The following is an 18,128-nucleotide window of genomic DNA, read 5'->3' as shown; positions in this document are numbered from 1 at the left end:
GGGCCAGGAAACTCGAGCGGCCCGGCGATTTCTCTCGCTGAAACGCACCGCGCCGCCACGAGAGTGGCCTCGCAGAACCGGAAGATATCCATGAGTGAACAGCACAATTCGCAACCCGATAACAGCAGCTACGGCGCCTCGTCGATCCAGATCCTCGAAGGCCTGGAAGCGGTGCGCAAGCGCCCCGGGATGTACATCGGCGACACGTCTGACGGCACCGGTCTGCACCACCTCGTGTTCGAGGTGCTCGACAACTCGATCGACGAAGCGCTGGCCGGGTACTGCAACGACATCCACGTAACGATTCACGCCGACAACTCGATTTCCGTGACCGACAACGGCCGCGGGATTCCGACCGACGTGAAGATGAACGACAAGCACGAGCCGAAGCGCAGTGCCGCGGAAATCGTGATGACCGAGCTGCATGCCGGCGGCAAGTTCGACCAGAACAGCTACAAGGTGTCCGGCGGCCTGCACGGCGTGGGCGTGTCGTGCGTGAACGCGCTGTCGAGCTGGCTGCGCCTTACCGTGCGCCGCGGCGGCAAGAAGCGTTTCATGGAGTTCCATCGCGGCGTCGCGCAGGATCGCGTGCTCGAGATGGTGGACGGCGTGGAAGTGTCGCCGATGCTGGTAACGGGCGACACCGAGAACCGCGGCACCGAAGTGCACTTCATGGCCGATCCGACCATTTTCGGCACGGTTGAGTATCACTACGACATCCTCGCGAAGCGGATGCGCGAGCTTTCGTTCCTGAACAACGGTGTGCGGATTCGTCTCACCGATCTGCGTTCGGGCAAGGAAGACGATTTCGCGTTCGCCGGCGGTGTGAAGGGTTTCGTCGAGTACATCAACAAGACGAAGACCAACCTGCACCCGACGGTGTTCTTCGCCAACGGCGAAAAGGACGGCGTGGGCGTTGAAGTCGCGATGCAGTGGAACGACAGCTACAACGAGAACGTGCTGTGCTTCACGAACAACATTCCGCAGCGCGACGGCGGCACGCACCTGACCGGCCTGCGGGCCGCAATGACGCGCGTCATCAACAAGTACATCACCGACAACGAAATCGCGAAGAAGGCGAAGGTCGAGACGACCGGCGACGACATGCGCGAAGGGCTGTCGTGTGTGCTCTCCGTGAAGGTGCCGGAGCCGAAGTTCAGCTCGCAGACGAAGGACAAGCTGGTGTCGTCGGAAGTGCGCGCGCCGGTTGAAGAAGTCGTCGCGAAGGCGCTGGAAGAATTCCTGCTCGAAACGCCGCTCGACGCGAAGATCATCTGCGGGAAGATCGTTGAAGCTGCGCGTGCGCGCGATGCGGCGCGCAAGGCGCGTGAGATGACGCGCCGCAAGGGCGTGCTCGACGGCGTCGGCCTGCCGGGCAAGCTCGCGGACTGCCAGGAGAAAGACCCGGCGAAGTGCGAAATCTACATCGTCGAGGGTGACTCGGCGGGTGGGTCGGCCAAGCAAGGCCGTGACCGGAAGTTCCAGGCGATCCTGCCGCTGCGGGGCAAGGTGCTGAACGTCGAGAAGGCGCGCTACGACAAGCTGCTGTCGTCGGAACAGATCGTCACTTTGGTCACTGCGCTCGGGTGCGGGATCGGCAAGGAGGATTACAACCTCGACAAGCTGCGCTATCACCGCATCATCATCATGACCGACGCGGACGTGGACGGTGCGCACATCCGGACGCTGCTGCTCACGTTCCTGTATCGCCAGATGCCGGACATGATCGAGCGCGGGTACGTGTATATCGCACAGCCGCCGCTTTACAAGATCAAGGCGGGCAAGGACGAGCGGTATCTGAAGGATGACGTGGAGCTCAACGCGCATATGCTGCGGTTGGCGCTGCAAGGGTCGGAGCTGGTGCCTGTTGAAAATGCGGCTGCGATTTCCGGCGATGCGCTTGGGGAGCTGGCACGGTCGTATCTGCTGTCGCAGAGCGTGATCGAGCGGTTGAGCCGGTTGTATGACCCGGCCGCGCTGGAAGCGGTCATGGATGGGGTGGTGATCGATCTCTCCAATGAGGCTTCGACGGAGGCTTCGGCGAAGGCGCTACACGCCGCGCTGCATGACGAGGCTTTGAAGAACGAAGTGCGCGTGGTGCCTTCGTATGACCCGGTTCGCGAACAACGGTCGCTGAATGTCGAGCGTACGCATCACGGCAATGTGCGGGTTTCGGTCATCGACCAGGAATTCCAGCACACGGCGGATTATCAGCAACTCGTGACCACCGCGAATACGTTCAAGGGGCTGATTGGGGAAGGTGCGGTTATCAAGCGTGGGGAACGCAGCATGGCTGTGAGCGACTTCAAGAGCGCGATGAAGTGGCTGCTGGCGGATGCGGAGCGGAACGTTTCGAAGCAGCGGTATAAGGGGCTTGGGGAGATGAACCCCGGGCAGCTGTGGGAAACGACGATGGATCCGGCGGTGCGACGGTTGCTGCGTGTGCAGATCGAAGACGCGATTGCTGCGGATGGGATCTTTACTACCCTCATGGGGGATGATGTGGAGCCGCGGCGGGCGTTTATCGAGTCGAATGCGTTGCGGGCGGGGAATATTGACGTTTGAGGCGTCGTGTAGCGGGAACCATAATATGGGATTTTGGGAAGCATCCGTTGAGACATTTATCGATGGATGCGCTCCGATAGCTCACGTGACGGCTCCAGACTGACGCCACAGCCGCGAGAACGACGGCCACGTTGTTGATGTAGCCGTCGTTTTGGCAGTCTTGCAAAATCGTGCGGCGGCTTTTCAGGCCGCCTTCTGCCGGCTGCGCTGCTCGGCAGACATACTTTGGTGGGGCGCCCCAACGATTTTCTTCGGAGCGCCCGGCGACGACGCGTGTTGCTTGGCTTCGTCGTTTCTTCTCGTTCCAATCGCGCGACGCCCAGCTCCTCCAAAAGACCACGGGCTGGATTGGCCGTTGATGCCTTCCTTTCTGACGTCGACAAACCTGGAATCTGGCGAAGTCGGTGACGGTGGACCGGGTGGCCGGCTGGGAAGCGGTGTTTGCGGCAATGTGGATTAGAAGTCGTTACACAACACCGAGATTTCCGCACAAGAAGCTGTTACTCGACTGCAAGCGCTTGATTGCGCAAGGTGAACACTTCTAGTCCGGCGACACCAAATCGCCCGCTTTCGAAGGGAAATTCCGAAAAAACTGTCACGGAATGAATCCATCGAGCGGGCGGGCCGGGGCTTCGGCTCTGGTCTCTCCCTCCCGCTCCCCCGCAGTTTCCGCGTCTTTCCACCCAGCGTCACCACGCCTGGCGCGCCGCTTCTCGCCTAGCAGCCGCGCGCGCTCACTTCCTGGCGTCAACCATTGGCGTAGTTGATACCGTAGTGTCGCTCGCGATGACAGTTCGGACACAAGGCCATCGCGTTCTCGACGCTGTCGTCACCGCCGTCCGCCAAACGCCGGCGATGATGCACCTCGAGGTACGGCCTCCCGTCTGAACGCTGAAACGGTGCCGACTGCCCACACCCTTCGCACGTCCCATCAGCTCGCAGCAGAACTTCCGCAATGACGTCCGGATTCCGCCTAAAAGCGCGGGTCAACACGACGACTTGTTCGGGTTGCCTGTTTGCACTGGCGAGACGCTCTCTACGTTCATCCGCAGAAGACTTCAGGGACTTCTGGACAGCGACGTCCAGATTCTCAACAACCGTCTCGTGGACGGCCATACCCTTCAGCAACTCAACAAACTCATCGTGCACCTGGTGCAGTGGAGCTTCCGGGCCCTTCGTTTTGCTCTGGATATAGACGATATGGGACAAGAACGCGTCCAGCGCGACAGAAAGCGGACCGGCGCCATCTTGTGCAATATCCTTCAGGTAAAGCTTCCAAGCATTCGCCGCGATAGTCGTCGCGAAGCCTTTGGCGCCGCGGCGCATAGCAACGTAACCTCCGATGTAGCCCTTCGCAGCGCGAGGCGACATTTCAGGATAGGAATCGCGCAATGCTCGTTCGGCCTGCGGTAGTTGCAGGCTTCCAGCGACAACCGCCCGCGCCAAGTCGAGCGCAAGCTGAAATGCAGATGATGGAACAAGGTATCGAGGCATGTCCGGATTCTCGGAAGATAGCGAGGGTTAAGTTCATTTCACCGCGTCCGCCGCGCCAGTTTCCCGCCTGGCAGTACCGCACGATTGAAGCAGGGATGACCAAAAGCTCGAAGTTCGAGCACGATGCCGCCGTCCTGGTCAGCAGAATACCTATTCCGCATCCTGACGAACTTGGCGAGGACATCGAGAAGCTCGAAGCGTGGCGGCTATTGATTGTCGGTAGACGCAACGACATCCGCGCGGCGAGAGCTTGAATCCAATCGAAAGGCGCTGTTACCTGCGGATATAAGACTGCGGCGCCTCAACCTCCGCTCAACTCCCTCAAGTTTCGCGGTCGTGGCCAGCTCTGTTCTTTGACAAAATCAAACATTGGTTGTACGATTTTCGTACATCAACAGCTGCGTGCGAGGGAACAATGGCGGACCTTGAGAAACAGATTAAAGCGGCGTTGGAAGAATTCTGGGACGAGCATGCACTGATACCCGAAGCGGGTGGGCCGAGCACAGTAGATGAATTGCTTGAGCCGATTGAATCAATGACAGCAGTCGAGGTGTTGGCAATACTCGATAAGATTGTTGGAACTGAGCTCCCGAACAGCGTTATTCGAGCCGGCGGCTACAAAACGAGAGAGGAATTCGTAGACGGGCTGTCCGCCAAGGTCATTTCGTACCTCCAAGCCAAGAAAAAATGAGCCAGGGCACCCCAGACTCGACTGATGAACAAAGATTGCTCCTCGCCCAGCGCCTGCGCGAAGCCCGGGAGTACGTCGGGATGTCGCAAGAGGATGTAGCCACCGTTCTCGGAATTTCGAGACCAGCGGTCACGAACATCGAAGCCGGCACCCGCAAGGTCGAGGCCGTTGAATTGGACAAGCTGAGCCAGTTGTACGGGAAAACGGTGCAGTTCTTTCTCACTGGCGAATCGAACGTTCAGGATACTCGTGTTGTCTTTCTTGCGCGGGCGACGCACGGCCTGAGCGACCGGGACTTCGAAGAGCTAGGTCGGTTCGCCGAATTCCTGCGTAGCTCTGGAAAATCAAAACGACGAGGCTCGTAATGGCGCGTGACGACTTGTTGCAAGCTGGACGCCGGGCCGCTGAAGTTCTGGATGAATTCCGAGCAAAGGACCGCATTAGGGACGGATATACGCGAGTTGACCCGGCCCAGTTAGCCAGCGAGGCCGATGTGACAGTGATGTTCCGGCCGTTGGAAAAGCTTCTCGGTGGCTTTCTTCGAGAGGATGGTGAAGCGGGGATATTGGTCAATGTATTGCGCCCCCGCGGACTGGTGCATATGACATGCGCACATGAGCTCGGTCACTACTTTCTCGGACATGAGAGTAACACTGACGAGACCGTAGACATCGGGACCAACGCGGCCCTCGTCGAACAGCAGGCAAATCAGTTTGCATATTCGCTGCTTGCGCCTCGCTGGCTTGTCATTGCCGTCATGAGAATGAAGGGTTGGTCGAAGGGACACTTGAACAACCCGGCGATTGTCTATCAGCTCTCTCTTCGGCTGGGCACGAGCCTCGAAGCGATGACCTGGTCGCTCGTACGCCTTGGGTTGCTGTCTACACTCTCGGCGACTCGCATACTCGGGCAGAAACCAAAGGCCCTCAAGCTTGCTGCTTTGAACATCGACGACATGTCAGCGAAGGCGCCCGGCGACGTCTGGATTCTTGATAAGACTGACAAAGACCGGATTATCGAACCAGCGTCGACCGACCGCTTTGTAGTTGATTTGCCCAATCATGCCGCCGCGGGTCATTTGTGGACCGTCGATGAGTTGCGTTGTGAAGGATTTACGCTCGAACCGTTCGTGCAGGATGCACGCGTGGTATCCGGCCGTGAAGACAGGCCAATTCGAGTGGGTGGTCTGGGCGCGGGTACCACGATGAGATATGCACTGACGCCGACAATCGACTTCAGCAGCGACTCCACAATTGACCACAAGAGGCGCTCGACAATCTCGGTTCATGAAACCGCGCCGTGGTCCCATGAGTCCGAGATTCAAGATTCACTTGCTTTCAGTGCCGAATTCGACGACGTGAATGGCGGGCTGTCGAGACCTGAGCGCGCACGCAGGCTCAATAGCGTTCGGGGTATCGAATGATTGAGGTTGAAGTGAATCACTCGGAGCGCCTCGGGCCACCGCGCAATCAAGGTCGGCGACCGACATGCTTGGTGTTCACGACTTCCGATTTGAATGCTTTCGCCAACGCAACTGCACATCTAAGCGTCGAGTTCCTGTGCCATCATGCCGCTAAGGCGGAGGAAAGCTGGGAGCCTGGCGACGGTTTTACCGTAGACCAGGTTTTCATGGCAGTCGCGAGCCCGGGACAACCGGAAGAACACATCTACCCTTATCGCCCAGATTCGCAGGACGCGCCGCTTCAAGCTCCGCCTATCGGGTTGATGCCGCTCTATCGAAGCCCATCAAACAAGCGTGCCTTGGCACTCTCTGAAGTTACCGCCTTGGTCCGCCAGGGGCGGGCAGTCGGTGTAGTGATGGCGGTCACGAAGTCGCTGTTTTATCCGCGAGATGGTATTGTCGAGTTCGACCCATATGTCATTCCGGACCAGTTTCACGCGATGGTCGCCGTGGGAGTCGGCACGCATCGCACGACCAACGAAACGCATATTTATCTCCGAAACTCTTGGGGAGCTGAATGGGGTAATCAGGGGCATGCTTGGGTGCCAGAAAGACATCTTCGGCTGCACATGCAAGAGGGATTTGCGGTATAAAACAACGATATGGCCATTCTCTTTGACAAGCAATTGCGGGTAGTGCCGACGTGGCTAGCTGCCGCCAAGCATCTTGAGTCATCTCCAAATCGTACGGCGATGAACCTCGTGCTCGAAATCACTGAACCGCTCGCCGTAACTGCCGAGGACCGGGCAATAATGCAGCGAGTGGACGTCGCTCTGGAGGCCGAAGACCTTACCCTCCGTACGGTTGCAGGCACCATCTTTCCGTTGGACCTGTACGAGCGCCATGGCCGTCCCGATTTTTACGACAAGTACAGGGCCATGCTTAAGCGCGGAAAGAAGCATGGCACGTGGGGCACTTACGCTTCGAGAATGATTGACAGGCCTCCTGTGAAGGGAAAAGAGTCAATCAATCCTTTGGATATGCTCGTTAACCGACTACGCCAAGACGGGCAACCGACGAAGAAGGACGGGTCAGTCTCTTCATTTGCGTCCGCCTACGAACTCGGCGTCGCGGACCCGGCAGCGGACTTGGCCATTGACGATGGCGTGGAAGGCGATGTGCCGACATACAACGCTGCGATAGACGGGCGTCGATGGATGGGGATGCCCTGCCTCTCCCATCTCAGTTTCAAGCGTGTCAGAGAGGCGGACGGCTATGCTGTGCACCTCACGGCGATGTATCGGTCACATCATTACTGCGCTCGAGCACTCGGCAATCTTTTGGGCCTGGCTCAACTTCTTTCCTTTGTTGCGAAAGAGGCAGAACTGAAAGTCGGGACACTTACTTGCCTCTCGTCGCATGCCGTGCTCGATGCCGAGACTTGGGGCGGCGTACAGCGAGCCCAAGAAGTATTGGGCCTTGCTGAGTCAGAATAAAGTCGATTGCGTCGCGGAGGCTGGCGGTGCCAAGCTGTCTCCGTATATTTCCTGCATGCCTCGACGAAAGTCCGAGACGCCGCCGTAACTCGGATGACGCACACACTCGACACTTACGCCGAATGCTTTGGCGTACGTGGCAGCATCCTGACCGATGCAGATGATTCTGCGTATCTTTAGCCAATTGAAGAGCGCGGCATTCAGTTCGGATACAGCGGCTAACTCTCTTGCGGTGAATTTCCGGTTCGTCAGCGCGTCGTCGGCTTCATGCGGATGGAAGGGGAATACGTTCCACAAAAGCGGACGCCGCTCCAGTCGCTCCAAGATTGCCCAAATCTCAGCAGCGGTCCTCTCCGCGACAACGGGCCCTCTGGTTGCTTTGTTGGCAGCCGCGCCCGGATACGACAGCGCAACGGCGTCGAGCCGCCGCTCGTCTGTCAACGCCAATCCAGTGCGTCGGCCGCCTCGATAACCAAGGTCGCGGCCCATCCAAATCGTGTCGACGCCGAGCTGCTCGATGGCGCTCAGATAGTTGCGAAGGTTTCTTCGGCGGACGGCAGGTGCGTCGGCAAGGTCATGAACCTCGCAGCGATTTCTGTAGGGATTGAATACGCCTTCCATTCCGATTTCGGACAGCGCAGCAACAAATGAACGAGGAGTCATACTTCTTCTTTATTCAAAAGTCGGGATGCACAGCGCCGACCACCATCTTCTTCGGGACCACCACCACCGAGGTTGGCTTCTCCTCTTCCCGTATCGGAGAGAAGGCGATGGTGTGTGCTTTCATATCCACAGTCACTTCGCCGCCTCCTGCTTCGCAAAGCTCACGGAAAACCTTGAACCCCTCAAGGATGGCCTTTTCCCACTGCCACAGCGGGCACGCGTAGACCTCGTAGCCCTTCACCATCTCGCGGACCTGCTTCAGCACGCCGTAGTCCAGCTTACCAGGTGCGGTATCCGTAAAATACCGATGGCGATAGGCATGATTGAAAATCCAGGTGGCAATGCCTTCTTCGATAATCATCGCTCGAGCGCCATCTTCGTCACGGTCGACCTGCGGGTTGCTCTTACGCTTGAGCTTCAGCAGGCCGCGGACGACCGGTGACCAGCCTAAGTGAGCGATGTAGGCTAGGTGGAATACGTCGTGGAACCGATAACCGTCCGGTTCCGTGCGGTTGTCGGTCAGCCTGTCACCGATGTTCACACGGTTCATTTGCTGGACGACATAGGGGACACCATCGGGTCCATGCAGTTCGATGAACCGCATCGTGAGCTCCCGAGGCAGTTGTTCGAGTTCCGAAAACGAATCATCGAACAGCGCATGATAGGCGGTTCCCTCTCGTGGCCACCTTGATTCGAACTTATCCAGATTTTCTTTGGCGACTTGGGCGACTGAGAGGCCAAATTGGGCGCAGACAAGTACCATGTCTGCCAGCAACGAGCCGAGCAGTTCGAGGCTTGAGTGGCTTGCGAGGTCGCCTACACCCGATATGGCCATCAGTTGGCCACAATGTGCACCGAGCCCGCAAAGCGTTTCAGTGCGAGTGTCTGAGGCAAGCTTATTCTGGCAGAACGCTATCAAGCCATCGAACTCAGCGAACGTTACGTAGCCTGTTGGCCTATTGTGATTTACTTCGAGGCGGCGCTGAAGTTCTTCCAGGGCGGTGAGCCCGAGGTCGTTCAGGCTGTGTTTGCATTCAATGCCGACGGTTGTTAGATACCAGAGCGCGTCGCCGATTTCTTCCGTTACGTTCGCCTGCTCCGCCGGCCCGAGGTCGCGCTTAGATTTTTTGATGGCAGCCAGAATTCCTCCGACTTCACCAAAAAGGCCGTATCTGAGTTGATTGAACGCTTCAGGGGTCCCGTTGAACTGGTTCGACGCCGAGGCTCGTGCCTCATATTCGGAAAGCGGCAAAGCTGAGTTCCTTGCGGAATTGTCCGGATTGAACACGACGGTGGCCCCTAGTTCTGGTTTGTCTATGGCTGCGACACTACATTTTTCCCACTGCGAAGCTCCGTCTTCAGCCGCTTCGCGCATGTCACGATGGTCCCGCGGTCACCCTTCAAAGCACCAAGCATCAAGGCTTTCTCTCTTACGCTTACGGTAACGTCGTAGTGCGGGTAGATAGAACGCTCTTGGAACCAAGACCGGCGGAGACCGAGTTGCTGGGCGAAATCATGCAGTTCGTTCAATGAATCCGCAACTAGGTGACACCACTGCTTCCCGCGCCAAGATATGCGCTCATCGTCAACGTAGATTGCCATACTTGCCATTTTGCAAAAATATTTGCAAAATGATAAGCAATATGCAAACAAATCGCAAGTCAGTTCTGGCGGCAAAGCAACTCGGTGACGCACTTCGTCACCGACGGAAGGAGCTCGGCTTAACGTTGGAACAGCTAGCGTCCAAGCTAAACGTGGATGTCGGCCAGCTTTCCCGATTTGAGAGAGCTGAGTTCAAAATCGTGTCTCAGAATTTGCAAAAAGTCGCCGCTTTTTTGCAAATTCAAGTTGACGACGGGGTCGGGGAGCCAGACTGCATCGTCGAGCAATTCGCCGAGTTGCTCGGCCGGTCTGCTAGGCACAGAGCTGCCGCGATTGCTCTGGTCCGAGCGCTTCAGGAGCTTCGTTGAGGCGTATCTCTGACGTACGCTGGACTGTGATGGCTTGATTCCGGCCGTCGGAAGGTGCTGCAGAGTGAGCGAGGCAATCTGTTCGACCGCGTTTCCTCTAACGGTTAACATGGCGCCGGATAAAGGCTCGATATTCCTCGGGCGTCTGAATTTGAATTTGGAAGCCATCAGCGATTTTCGCCGGCCCTTTTCGAAAAGAGGGTCTCTCGAATCCGTCGTAGCCAACCTCAGCACTTGCTCCAGTCGCGAGGTCGAAGCACCATCTGCGAATGGAGTCGGATAGTTCAGCGAGGCCCTCTCGTTGCAAACAACGCTCGGTCAGCTGGCCATGGAAAATTTTATTTCGGACGTCTCTCGCGTCATCAAGGACTGGCCTGAGTTCGGCGTAGGCCGCGCCTACCATGTCTTCGACCGATGCGCGGTACAGCGCATTTATGCCTAGTTCGAATCCTTCGTAATATGCACGCTTACTGGCACCCAATACCTCCCTCAACTGTCCAATATGCTCAGGGCCGAACGCTGGAGATTGAAAGACGAGATAAGTGAAGAGCTTTCGAAGCTGCCGCTCCATCTTGATAATGGATAGCGAAAAAGCATCAACTCCATGAGTGGGCAGTTGGCTCCGCGTGATTGCGTCGACTACTGCGAATTCGCTTTGGAAAGTCATGATGGGAGCCTGTGAACGACTTCAAGAGCGGCGTCACGCCGCGAGACGTTGTTCATAGTATGGCCTGTCCTTGTCATCAAGGCTGGCGTACATCGCTTCCAGACTCGATGTGCCCGGATTGAGCCACGCCTCAATATTCTCAGGCAGGTGACGTGCATCAGCTGCCGGGTGCTCGGGCGAAACTCAAGAACGGCGTTCTCGTCCGTGTTATGCGTCTCCAGCAACTTCTGTTGAGCAGCTAGAGTCCCGACGCGACCGCGGGAGAGCTTGGGAATACGTTACGGCCAGGCTAGCTCCACGCCTCCCCGAGCGCCTGGGCCTGCTGCAGGACCAGTTCCACCGCGCCGTCCTGCTGGTCTGGCGGGTATTTGTATTTTCGGAGGATGCGCTTGACCATCAGCCGCAGTTTGGCTCGCACGCTCTCCCGCTCCGACCAGTCCACTGTGATGTTCTGGCGCAGGTTTTCGGTGAGTTCGTGTGCAATCTTCTTGAGCGTCTGGTCGGTCAGCTCGCGGACCGCTGATTCGTTATTGGCAAGGGCGTCGTAGAAGCGGATTTCGTCTTCCGTCAGGCCCAGCTCCTCGCCTCGGTTCGCGGCAGCGCGGAACTTCTTCGCCATGTCAATGAGCTCTTCGATGACCTGTGCAGTTTCAATCGCGCGGTTCTGGTATCGCGTCACGACGTTGGCGAGCATCTCAGAGAACTTCTTCTCCTGCACGACATTGCTTGCAAAGCGGCTCTTTATTTCACCTTCCAGCAGCCGCTCCAGCAGTTCCACGGCCAGATTGCGTTCCGGCAGATTGCGAACCTCGGCGAGGAAGTCTTCGTCGAGAATGCCAATGTTCGGCTTTTCGAGACCGACGGCCTCGAACACATCCACCACCTTCTCGGACACCACGGCCGAGCTGATGATTTGCCGGATGGCGAGTTCGCGCTCCTCGTTAGTCTTCTTCTTGTCGCTCAGTTCGCGCTTGGTGAGAATGACCTTCACGGCCTGCATGAAGGCTACTTCCTCGCGCACGACTTTGGCTTCGTCGAGCGTGCAGCACAGCGTAAAGGCCTTGCTCATTGCGAGCGCCGTGTCCGCAAAGCGCTTCTTGCCGTCCTTCAGTCCCAACACGTGGTTGGCCGCCCCGGCGAGGCATTTGTGGCCCCCGGTCAGGAAGTCGCTGTAGTCGTAGCCATGAAGCATCCCGCGCAGGATGTCGAGCTTTTCCGCGAGCACGGAATAGGCCTCGGCCGCGTCGACCGTCGGACGTCCCCGTCCATTGCTGGCAGTGTAATCCTTCAGCGCGCTCTTTAACTCGTTGGCGATGCCGATGTAGTCGACTACAAGACCGCCCTGTTTGTCCTTGAAAACGCGGTTCACCCGGGCAATTGCCTGCATCAGGTTGTGGCCCTTCATGGGCTTGTCCACGTACAACGTATGCACGCACGGCGCATCGAAGCCGGTCAGCCACATGTCGCGCACGATAACGATGCGCAACGGGTCCGCCGGGTCCTTGAACCGCTTTTCCAGCCGCTTCTTGGCCTGGCCGCTGTAGATATGTGGCCGCAGCAGCGCCTTGTCGCTCGCTGAACCCGTCATGACAATTTTGATAGCGCCTTTCTCTAGGTCCGGGTCATGCCAGTCGGGGCGCAGCTTGATAATTTCGTCGTAGAGGTGGACGCAAATCTCGCGACTCATCGCCACCACCATAGCCTTGCCGTTCTGCGCCTTGTTGCGTTCCTCGAAGTGCGCCACCAGGTCGGCCGCCACGGCGGCCACGCGGGGCTCCGCACCGACGACCTTTTCCAATGCGGCCCAGCGGCTCTTGAGCTTGGCCTGCTGGCTTTCCTCCTCGTCCTCGGCCAGTTCGTCGACCTCCGCGTCGATGTGCGGCAAGTCTTCCGGTTTGAGCGAGAGCTTGGCAAGACGCGACTCGAAGTAAATGGCAACTGTGGCGCCATCCTCCTTGGCCTGTTGCATGTCGTAGACGTGGATGTACTCGCCGAACACGGCGCGCGTGTCACGGTCCTCGCTCGAAACAGGTGTGCCGGTAAACGCAACAAAGGTGGCATTGGGAAGTGCATCCCGCAGGTGCTGCGCGTAGCCCACCTGATATTTCTCCTGGCCGGGTTTGCCTTTCAGTTGCGCCTCAAAGCCATACTGGGTGCGGTGCGCCTCGTCGGCGATGACCACGATGTTGCTTCGGTCGGAGAGCACCGGGAACACGTCTTCGTCCTCGCCGGGCATGAACTTCTGGATGGTGGCAAACACGATGCCGCCTGAGGGGCGGTAGGCGAGCTTGGAACGCAAGTCCTGGCGGTTGCCAGCCTGCACTGGCTGCTCGCGCAACAGGTCCTGTGCCAGCGAAAACACACCGAAAAGTTGTCCGTCGAGGTCGTTTCGGTCGGTGATGACGACGATGGTCGGGTTCTCCATTGCCGCTTCCTGCATGACGCGCGCGGCGAAGCAGGTCATCGTGATGCTCTTGCCGCTGCCCTGCGTGTGCCAGACCACCCCGCCCTTGTGGCTCGCTCCGGGACGCGATGCCGTCACCACCTGGTGGATAGCCGCGCGCACCGCGTGGAACTGGTGGTAGCCGGCAATCTTCTTGACCAAACCGCCGTCGTCCTCGAATAGGACGAAGAAGCGCAGGTAGTCCAGCAGGTATTCCGGGGCCAGCACGCCGCGTATCAAGGTTTCCAGCTCGTTGAACTGGCCGAGCGGGTCAAGCCTGACACCATCGATGGTGCGCCATTGCATGAAGCGCTCTGCATTGGCTGAAAGCGAGCCCATGCGCGCCTGCGACCCATCCGAAATCACCAGGACCTCGTTGTACTGGAAGACGTCCGGAATCTGCGCCTTGTAGGTCTGAATCTGGTCGTAGGCCTTCCAGATGTCGGCGTTCTGGTCGGCGGGATTTTTCAGCTCCAGGAGCACCAGCGGCAAGCCATTGACGAAGATGAGCACATCTGGTCGCCGTGTGTGGTGCGGGCCTTTGATGGCGAATTGATTGACCGCGAGCCACTCGTTCGCCGCTGGGTTCGCCCAGTCGACGAGACGTACGAAATCACCCCGCGTCTCGCCGTCGCACTGAAACTCCACCGGCACGCCACCGACCAACAGCTGATGAAAACGCCGGTTGGCGGAGAGCAGCGCGGGGATACCCATGTCTCGCACCACCTGCACAGCATCCTCGCGAGCCTGGAGCGGGATGTCGGGGTTAAGACGCGCGATAGCGCTTCGCAGACGTTCGACCAACAACACCTGACGATAGTCAGCCCGTTCGGAATTGTCACCATCCGGGCCAATGTCCGGACCGAAGCGGCAGCTGTAGCCCACATTGGCCAGCCAGTCCAGCGTTTCTTGTTCGATTTGGTCTTCGGTCATGGTCGGTCTCAGGCAGCGAATGCCTCGGCTTCAGGCAAACGAAGTTGGCCCGAAATCAAGCGGAGAAGAAGGGCGTCACGTAACTCACAAAGTACCTGAGCTTTCTTCTCGTTTTCTGCCACACTACTTATGATTGGCGCTGTAGTTTGATGAAAAGCAGCCATGACTTCATCTGGCGGCACGACGCACGCCAAGCTGGCGACGACCTCTGGCCGTACGGCCGGATATGCGCCACCGTCTGCCACGTGTGCGAGATGTTCGATACTCGATTCGCGGGTAGCAGCCAGATACACGAATTCAGTGTTCTGGGCGCGAGCGGGCCTCAATACCGCGAACCCTGTGCTTGCCGTCAGGTTCTCAATTGGTTGGTGAATATAGGCGAAGGAGCGATTGCCAGGCCGGACTGTGCCGACAATCGTGTCTCCATGGCGTACAACTCGGCGGGCGCGGCTCGGCGCCTCGTCAAACGAATAATTCGTGACGGCACCAATTTGATTGTCTTTGACATTTGCCAAATCAATGTAAGCAACGCATTCTGGGTGCTTTTTTGAGGTCCAAGACTCGGGATTTAGAACCGATAACTCTCCTAGTTCGCCCACCCGCCAACCCTGCGGCAGCCGCCCCAAGGTCGACTCCTCAAACCTGTCTGGGAATAGCGCTGCGGTTGCTTCGCCAATGCCATCGAGCGCGCGCTCGTCCTGCCGCGCACGGACTGGGTCGAAATCGACAAACCAGGACTTGAACAGAGCGTGGGCGATGGCTTCCAGGGTCACATTGGTTTCTCGGAGCACCCGACATCTATGTTCTATCTCTTCCAGCAAATCGACGATATGCGCTCGCTGAGCCGTCAACGGAGGAACGGGGTACGAAAGAAAATCCTCTCGACTTAGCGCGACGACAGCGCTACCCATAGCCCGGCCTGCGCAATACTCCCGGTACTGTGGAGTTCGAAGCAGCCAATATATATATGTTCTCGTGGCTTTGTGCGATTCGATGAACTCTAGCTTTACAGTGTCTTGGGTCAGGCGGCCGACCGCCACGGATTTCGGCACTCTTGCCACCGAGCCAATCATCTTGCCGTCCTTGGTAGCCCCCTTTAGCGCGGCGAATAAATCGCCGGGAAATAGCATTAGCTTCTCAGGACACTCACCGCCGTAGGTCTTGAAATCCGTTTCGCGAAACCCACCACCAGGCTCAATTGCTCCCAGTCCTAGCAATGCTGGGCCTGGCGCACCTACGAGATTGCCTTTGTACGTCGTCCCCCGTATCAAGGTTATGTAATGACTTAGGCTGCGCAACGACTCAGAACTCATACCCCAGCCCCCCCAACTTCTGCCGAATCAACTGGTCCAGTTCCGCGCCCTTCGCCATCTGCTCACCCAGCTTTTCCGTGAGCTTCTGCATTTTCTCGGCAAAGGCTTCGTCGTCGTCCTCGACTTCCTCGGCGCCGACATAGCGACCCGGTGTCAGCACATGACCGTGCTCTGCAATCTCGGCGAGACTCACGGTCCGGCAGTAGCCGGGAACGTCCGAGTATTCGCCGACGCCATCAGTCGCCTCGCCACGCCAGGCGGCGACAGTATTTGCGATGCGCTCAATAGTCTCGTCGGTCAGTTCCGCCTGCACACGGCTAATCATGCTGCCGAGCTTGCGGGCGTCGATGAACAGCACTTCTCCTTGGCGGCTGGACTTTTGTTTGGCAAGGAACCACAGGCAGGCTGGAATCTGCGTGTTGAAGAAAAGCTGGCCCGGCAGAGCCACCATAACTTCGACAACGTCGGCGTCGACCATGGCGCGGCGAATGTCGCCCTCGGAGTTCTGGCTGGAACTCATCGAGCCATTGGCCAACACGATACCCGCGCGGCCATTGGACTTAAGGTGATACAGCATGTGCTGGAGCCAGGCGTAGTTTGCGTTGCCCTGCGGCGGTGTCCCATAAATCCAACGCGGGTCACCCTCCAAACTGCCGTGCCACCAGTCGCTCACGTTGAAGGGCGGATTGGCCAGCACGAAATCGGCACGCAGGTCCGGATGCTGGTTGCGCACGAAGGTGTCGGCCGGTTCGCGCCCGAGGTTGTAGTCGATACCCCGAATGGCGAGGTTCATCGCCGCCAGCCGCCAGGTAGTGGGGTTGGATTCCTGCCCGTAGATGGACACATCCCCAAGCTTTCCACCGTGGGCTTCGATGAACTTTTCGGATTGTACGAACATGCCACCAGAGCCGCAGCACGGGTCATAGACTTTTCCGTGATGTGGCGCCATGACCGCGACCAGCGTCTTGACAATGGAGGCAGGCGTGTAGAACTGGCCACCTTTCTTGCCCTCTGCACTGGCGAACTGACCGAGAAAGTATTCGTAGACCTGTCCAAGCACATCGCGAGCTTGGCCCGCCTCATCGCCGAAGCCGATAGTGGAAACAAGGTCGACCAATTCGCCAAGCTTGCCATCCGGCAAATGCGCCCGTGCGTAACGCTTGTCGAGGATACCCTTGAGCTTGGGGTTCTCCGCCTCGATTTCGGCCAGCGCCTCGTCGATGCGCTTGCCTATGTCGGGCTGCTTGGCCGCGCCGCGCAGGCTTTCCCAACGCGCGGTTTCGGGCACCCAGAAGACATTCACCTCGCGGTAGTAGTCACGGTCTTCGAGTTCCTCAGCGAGCATCTCATCGTCGCTATCGTGCAGGAAATATTCGTCGGTCTCGTCAGTAAAGCGCCGGGTCAGCTCGGCCCGTCGTGCCGCAAAGGTATCCGAGATGTACTTGACAAAGATGAGACCCAGCACGATGTGCTTGTACTCGGCGGCGTCGATATTGGCGCGCAATTTGTCGGCGGTAGCCCAGAGGGCTTTTTTTATGTCGTCAAGCATCAGTACAGGATTGTCCGTTCATAGTTAGGGGCCACATCCAGGACAATAAGCCGGTGTGTTCCTCAAAAAATCGACGGCGATTTTACCGTGAACGCCGCATAGGCTCGCCGACGGGCTTGAGCGCTGCGCGTTGAGGCGTCCAGATGCGGACTCACGCCGGGCCTTGTCCTTGGTGAGGCTGTGCCGGCGAGCCCGGACTCATGTCACGCTGACGCGCATGGAACCCTGGTCGCGAAGTCCACAGACTCATCCTCTGCCCCTACCCGCCAGGGAACTATTGATATCACCGCCAGCTCGGGAGTCCAACCGGCTTGAAAATCCCCTGACCATTGCCTACCGTGGTAAACCCACGCCGGTGCAACGCCGGCGCGTAGTACCAAGAACGAGCCTGTATTCGTCTATCGACCGCCCGCACGGTCAGGCCCCCTATTTATGAGAGGGTACGACACGGGAGCCGGCGATGAAACAGGTCTGGCTATGGACTAATCCGTCGAAGTGGGCGGCCTATCGCCTACTTCGCCTTCGCATTACTCAGTTCCTTTTTGAGCGAAATAGTCTCCCCATCCATGGCGCGCAAGCAGGCGAGCAGGAATGCCGCCGAGAACCGCTTGCGATTCACCTTGCGGTTTATCTGGTCGGGCGACTCCTCGATTCCCAACTCTTCGAGCATCCGCGAAAGCTGTTTATAGCTGATTTTGCACCGCACCATCCGCTCTTCTATCAGCCCCTTCGCTTCTTCTTCCCACTGCTCGTAGGGCTGACCCGGCGCCCGGACACGGTTGTGCGGCAGTTCTTCCATCGTTCCCTCTCGACGTTTCTCGCGCCTCTGTTTTTCTCGGACTGGAATTTTGTCACGGCAAATTTCGGTCGTATACGACCGATTCAAAACCGGCAGCGCTACACGTCCTTAGCAAGCCATTTTTGCGAGGACAGAATGCTGAC

At 58.1% G+C, this 18,128-nt stretch carries 17 protein-coding genes; 8 read left to right on the top strand and 9 right to left on the bottom strand.

Annotated features, from left to right (window positions below):
* Positions 1-90 precede the first annotated feature (90 nt).
* On the top strand, positions 91-2,565 hold the full coding sequence (gene gyrB, locus B7G54_RS34825; RefSeq protein WP_085043232.1) for a DNA topoisomerase (ATP-hydrolyzing) subunit B: 2,475 nt from the start codon (positions 91-93) through the stop codon (positions 2,563-2,565).
* Between the two features lie 747 nt (positions 2,566-3,312).
* Here gyrB and B7G54_RS34820 read toward each other — a convergent pair.
* Complete coding sequence (locus B7G54_RS34820) at positions 3,313-4,059, bottom strand: HNH endonuclease (protein WP_085043254.1); 747 nt, start codon at positions 4,057-4,059, stop codon at positions 3,313-3,315.
* On the opposite strand from B7G54_RS34820, the gene B7G54_RS34815 reads away from it, so the two are divergent.
* The 6 genes from B7G54_RS34815 to B7G54_RS34790 all read left to right on the top strand — a co-directional run bounded on the left by B7G54_RS34815 (position 4,038) and on the right by B7G54_RS34790 (position 7,648).
* Positions 4,038-4,313, top strand: a complete 276-nt coding sequence (locus B7G54_RS34815) for a hypothetical protein (RefSeq protein ID WP_244289472.1) — start codon at positions 4,038-4,040, stop codon at positions 4,311-4,313. The genes B7G54_RS34820 and B7G54_RS34815 overlap by 22 nt on opposite strands.
* A gap of 161 nt (positions 4,314-4,474) precedes the next feature.
* Complete coding sequence (locus B7G54_RS34810; RefSeq protein ID WP_038709815.1) at positions 4,475-4,750, top strand: hypothetical protein; 276 nt, start codon at positions 4,475-4,477, stop codon at positions 4,748-4,750.
* A complete protein-coding gene (locus B7G54_RS34805; RefSeq protein WP_060102841.1) occupies positions 4,747-5,115 on the top strand; it encodes a helix-turn-helix domain-containing protein in 369 nt (122 codons plus the stop codon). Before B7G54_RS34810 ends, B7G54_RS34805 begins: the two co-directional genes overlap by 4 nt.
* On the top strand, positions 5,115-6,173 hold the full coding sequence (locus tag B7G54_RS34800; protein WP_060102840.1) for an ImmA/IrrE family metallo-endopeptidase: 1,059 nt from the start codon (positions 5,115-5,117) through the stop codon (positions 6,171-6,173). Before B7G54_RS34805 ends, B7G54_RS34800 begins: the two co-directional genes overlap by 1 nt.
* A 71-nt stretch (positions 6,174-6,244) precedes the next feature.
* Positions 6,245-6,805 carry a C1 family peptidase gene (locus B7G54_RS34795; protein WP_165765651.1) on the top strand — a complete coding sequence of 187 codons (561 nt, stop codon included), beginning with the start codon at positions 6,245-6,247 and terminating at the stop codon, positions 6,803-6,805.
* Positions 6,806-6,814: 9 nt separating this feature from the next.
* Positions 6,815-7,648: a thymidylate synthase family protein gene (locus tag B7G54_RS34790; protein WP_133059252.1), complete on the top strand. Its 834-nt coding sequence runs from the start codon at positions 6,815-6,817 to the stop codon at positions 7,646-7,648.
* Here the strand turns inward: B7G54_RS34790 and B7G54_RS34785 are convergent.
* From B7G54_RS34785 to B7G54_RS34775, 3 genes are read right to left on the bottom strand one after another with little or no spacing between them, the layout of a single operon-like run.
* Positions 7,640-8,269: a uracil-DNA glycosylase gene (locus B7G54_RS34785; protein WP_230947426.1), complete on the bottom strand. Its 630-nt coding sequence runs from the start codon at positions 8,267-8,269 to the stop codon at positions 7,640-7,642. The genes B7G54_RS34790 and B7G54_RS34785 overlap by 9 nt on opposite strands.
* Positions 8,270-8,324: 55 nt before the next feature.
* The gene (locus tag B7G54_RS39235; RefSeq protein WP_165765650.1) at positions 8,325-9,686 is read right to left on the bottom strand and encodes a nucleoside triphosphate pyrophosphohydrolase family protein; all 1,362 of its coding nucleotides are present in this window, start codon (positions 9,684-9,686) and stop codon (positions 8,325-8,327) included.
* Positions 9,626-9,913 (bottom strand): DUF4031 domain-containing protein, encoded by a 288-nt coding sequence (locus B7G54_RS34775; RefSeq protein WP_081067823.1) that lies wholly within the window; start codon positions 9,911-9,913, stop codon positions 9,626-9,628. The genes B7G54_RS39235 and B7G54_RS34775 overlap by 61 nt, the downstream gene beginning before the upstream one ends.
* Here B7G54_RS34775 and B7G54_RS34770 point away from each other — a divergent pair.
* Positions 9,841-10,281: a helix-turn-helix domain-containing protein gene (locus tag B7G54_RS34770; protein WP_085043230.1), complete on the top strand. Its 441-nt coding sequence runs from the start codon at positions 9,841-9,843 to the stop codon at positions 10,279-10,281. The genes B7G54_RS34775 and B7G54_RS34770 overlap by 73 nt on opposite strands.
* A gap of 97 nt (positions 10,282-10,378) precedes the next feature.
* Here the strand turns inward: B7G54_RS34770 and B7G54_RS38860 are convergent, their stop codons facing one another.
* The 5 genes from B7G54_RS38860 to B7G54_RS34745 form a co-directional block, all read right to left on the bottom strand.
* Complete coding sequence (locus B7G54_RS38860) at positions 10,379-10,948, bottom strand: hypothetical protein (protein ID WP_133059251.1); 570 nt, start codon at positions 10,946-10,948, stop codon at positions 10,379-10,381.
* 289 nt (positions 10,949-11,237) lie between these two features.
* Positions 11,238-14,324: a type I restriction endonuclease subunit R gene (locus tag B7G54_RS34760; protein ID WP_060102837.1), complete on the bottom strand. Its 3,087-nt coding sequence runs from the start codon at positions 14,322-14,324 to the stop codon at positions 11,238-11,240.
* Positions 14,325-14,332: 8 nt separating this feature from the next.
* A complete protein-coding gene (locus B7G54_RS34755) occupies positions 14,333-15,637 on the bottom strand; it encodes a restriction endonuclease subunit S (RefSeq protein WP_244289471.1) in 1,305 nt (434 codons plus the stop codon).
* Positions 15,627-17,186, bottom strand: a complete 1,560-nt coding sequence (locus B7G54_RS34750) for a class I SAM-dependent DNA methyltransferase (protein ID WP_085043228.1) — start codon at positions 17,184-17,186, stop codon at positions 15,627-15,629. Before B7G54_RS34750 ends, B7G54_RS34755 begins: the two co-directional genes overlap by 11 nt.
* A gap of 511 nt (positions 17,187-17,697) precedes the next feature.
* Positions 17,698-17,985 (bottom strand): DUF6471 domain-containing protein, encoded by a 288-nt coding sequence (locus B7G54_RS34745; RefSeq protein WP_060102835.1) that lies wholly within the window; start codon positions 17,983-17,985, stop codon positions 17,698-17,700.
* Between the last annotated feature and the right edge of the window lie 143 nt (positions 17,986-18,128).

It is taken from the genome of Burkholderia puraquae, assembly GCF_002099195.1.
In the GTDB taxonomy this organism is placed as follows: Bacteria; Pseudomonadota; Gammaproteobacteria; order Burkholderiales; family Burkholderiaceae; genus Burkholderia; species Burkholderia puraquae.
The sequence above is the reverse complement of the archived record's forward strand: the minus strand, read 5'-3'. Positions and strand labels throughout refer to the sequence as shown.

Excerpts from the sequence above, each read along its gene's own strand:
- B7G54_RS38860 (WP_133059251.1), bottom strand. The coding sequence starts at position 10,948 with ATGACTTTCCAAAGCGAATTCGCAGTAGTCGACGCAATCACGCGGAGC.
- B7G54_RS34820 (WP_085043254.1), bottom strand. The coding sequence starts at position 4,059 with ATGCCTCGATACCTTGTTCCATCATCTGCATTTCAGCTTGCGCTCGAC.
- B7G54_RS34785 (WP_230947426.1), bottom strand. The coding sequence starts at position 8,269 with ATGGAAGGCGTATTCAATCCCTACAGAAATCGCTGCGAGGTTCATGAC.
- B7G54_RS34815 (WP_244289472.1), top strand. The coding sequence starts at position 4,038 with ATGGAACAAGGTATCGAGGCATGTCCGGATTCTCGGAAGATAGCGAGG.
- B7G54_RS34750 (WP_085043228.1), bottom strand. The coding sequence starts at position 17,186 with ATGCTTGACGACATAAAAAAAGCCCTCTGGGCTACCGCCGACAAATTG.
- B7G54_RS34810 (WP_038709815.1), top strand. The coding sequence starts at position 4,475 with ATGGCGGACCTTGAGAAACAGATTAAAGCGGCGTTGGAAGAATTCTGG.
- B7G54_RS34775 (WP_081067823.1), bottom strand. The coding sequence starts at position 9,913 with ATGGCAATCTACGTTGACGATGAGCGCATATCTTGGCGCGGGAAGCAG.
- B7G54_RS34805 (WP_060102841.1), top strand. The coding sequence starts at position 4,747 with ATGAGCCAGGGCACCCCAGACTCGACTGATGAACAAAGATTGCTCCTC.
- B7G54_RS34745 (WP_060102835.1), bottom strand. The coding sequence starts at position 17,985 with ATGGAAGAACTGCCGCACAACCGTGTCCGGGCGCCGGGTCAGCCCTAC.
- B7G54_RS34760 (WP_060102837.1), bottom strand. The coding sequence starts at position 14,324 with ATGACCGAAGACCAAATCGAACAAGAAACGCTGGACTGGCTGGCCAAT.
- B7G54_RS39235 (WP_165765650.1), bottom strand. The coding sequence starts at position 9,686 with ATGCGCGAAGCGGCTGAAGACGGAGCTTCGCAGTGGGAAAAATGTAGT.
- B7G54_RS34790 (WP_133059252.1), top strand. The coding sequence starts at position 6,815 with ATGGCCATTCTCTTTGACAAGCAATTGCGGGTAGTGCCGACGTGGCTA.
- gyrB (WP_085043232.1), top strand. The coding sequence starts at position 91 with ATGAGTGAACAGCACAATTCGCAACCCGATAACAGCAGCTACGGCGCC.
- B7G54_RS34770 (WP_085043230.1), top strand. The coding sequence starts at position 9,841 with ATGAATCCGCAACTAGGTGACACCACTGCTTCCCGCGCCAAGATATGC.
- B7G54_RS34755 (WP_244289471.1), bottom strand. The coding sequence starts at position 15,637 with ATGAGTTCTGAGTCGTTGCGCAGCCTAAGTCATTACATAACCTTGATA.
- B7G54_RS34800 (WP_060102840.1), top strand. The coding sequence starts at position 5,115 with ATGGCGCGTGACGACTTGTTGCAAGCTGGACGCCGGGCCGCTGAAGTT.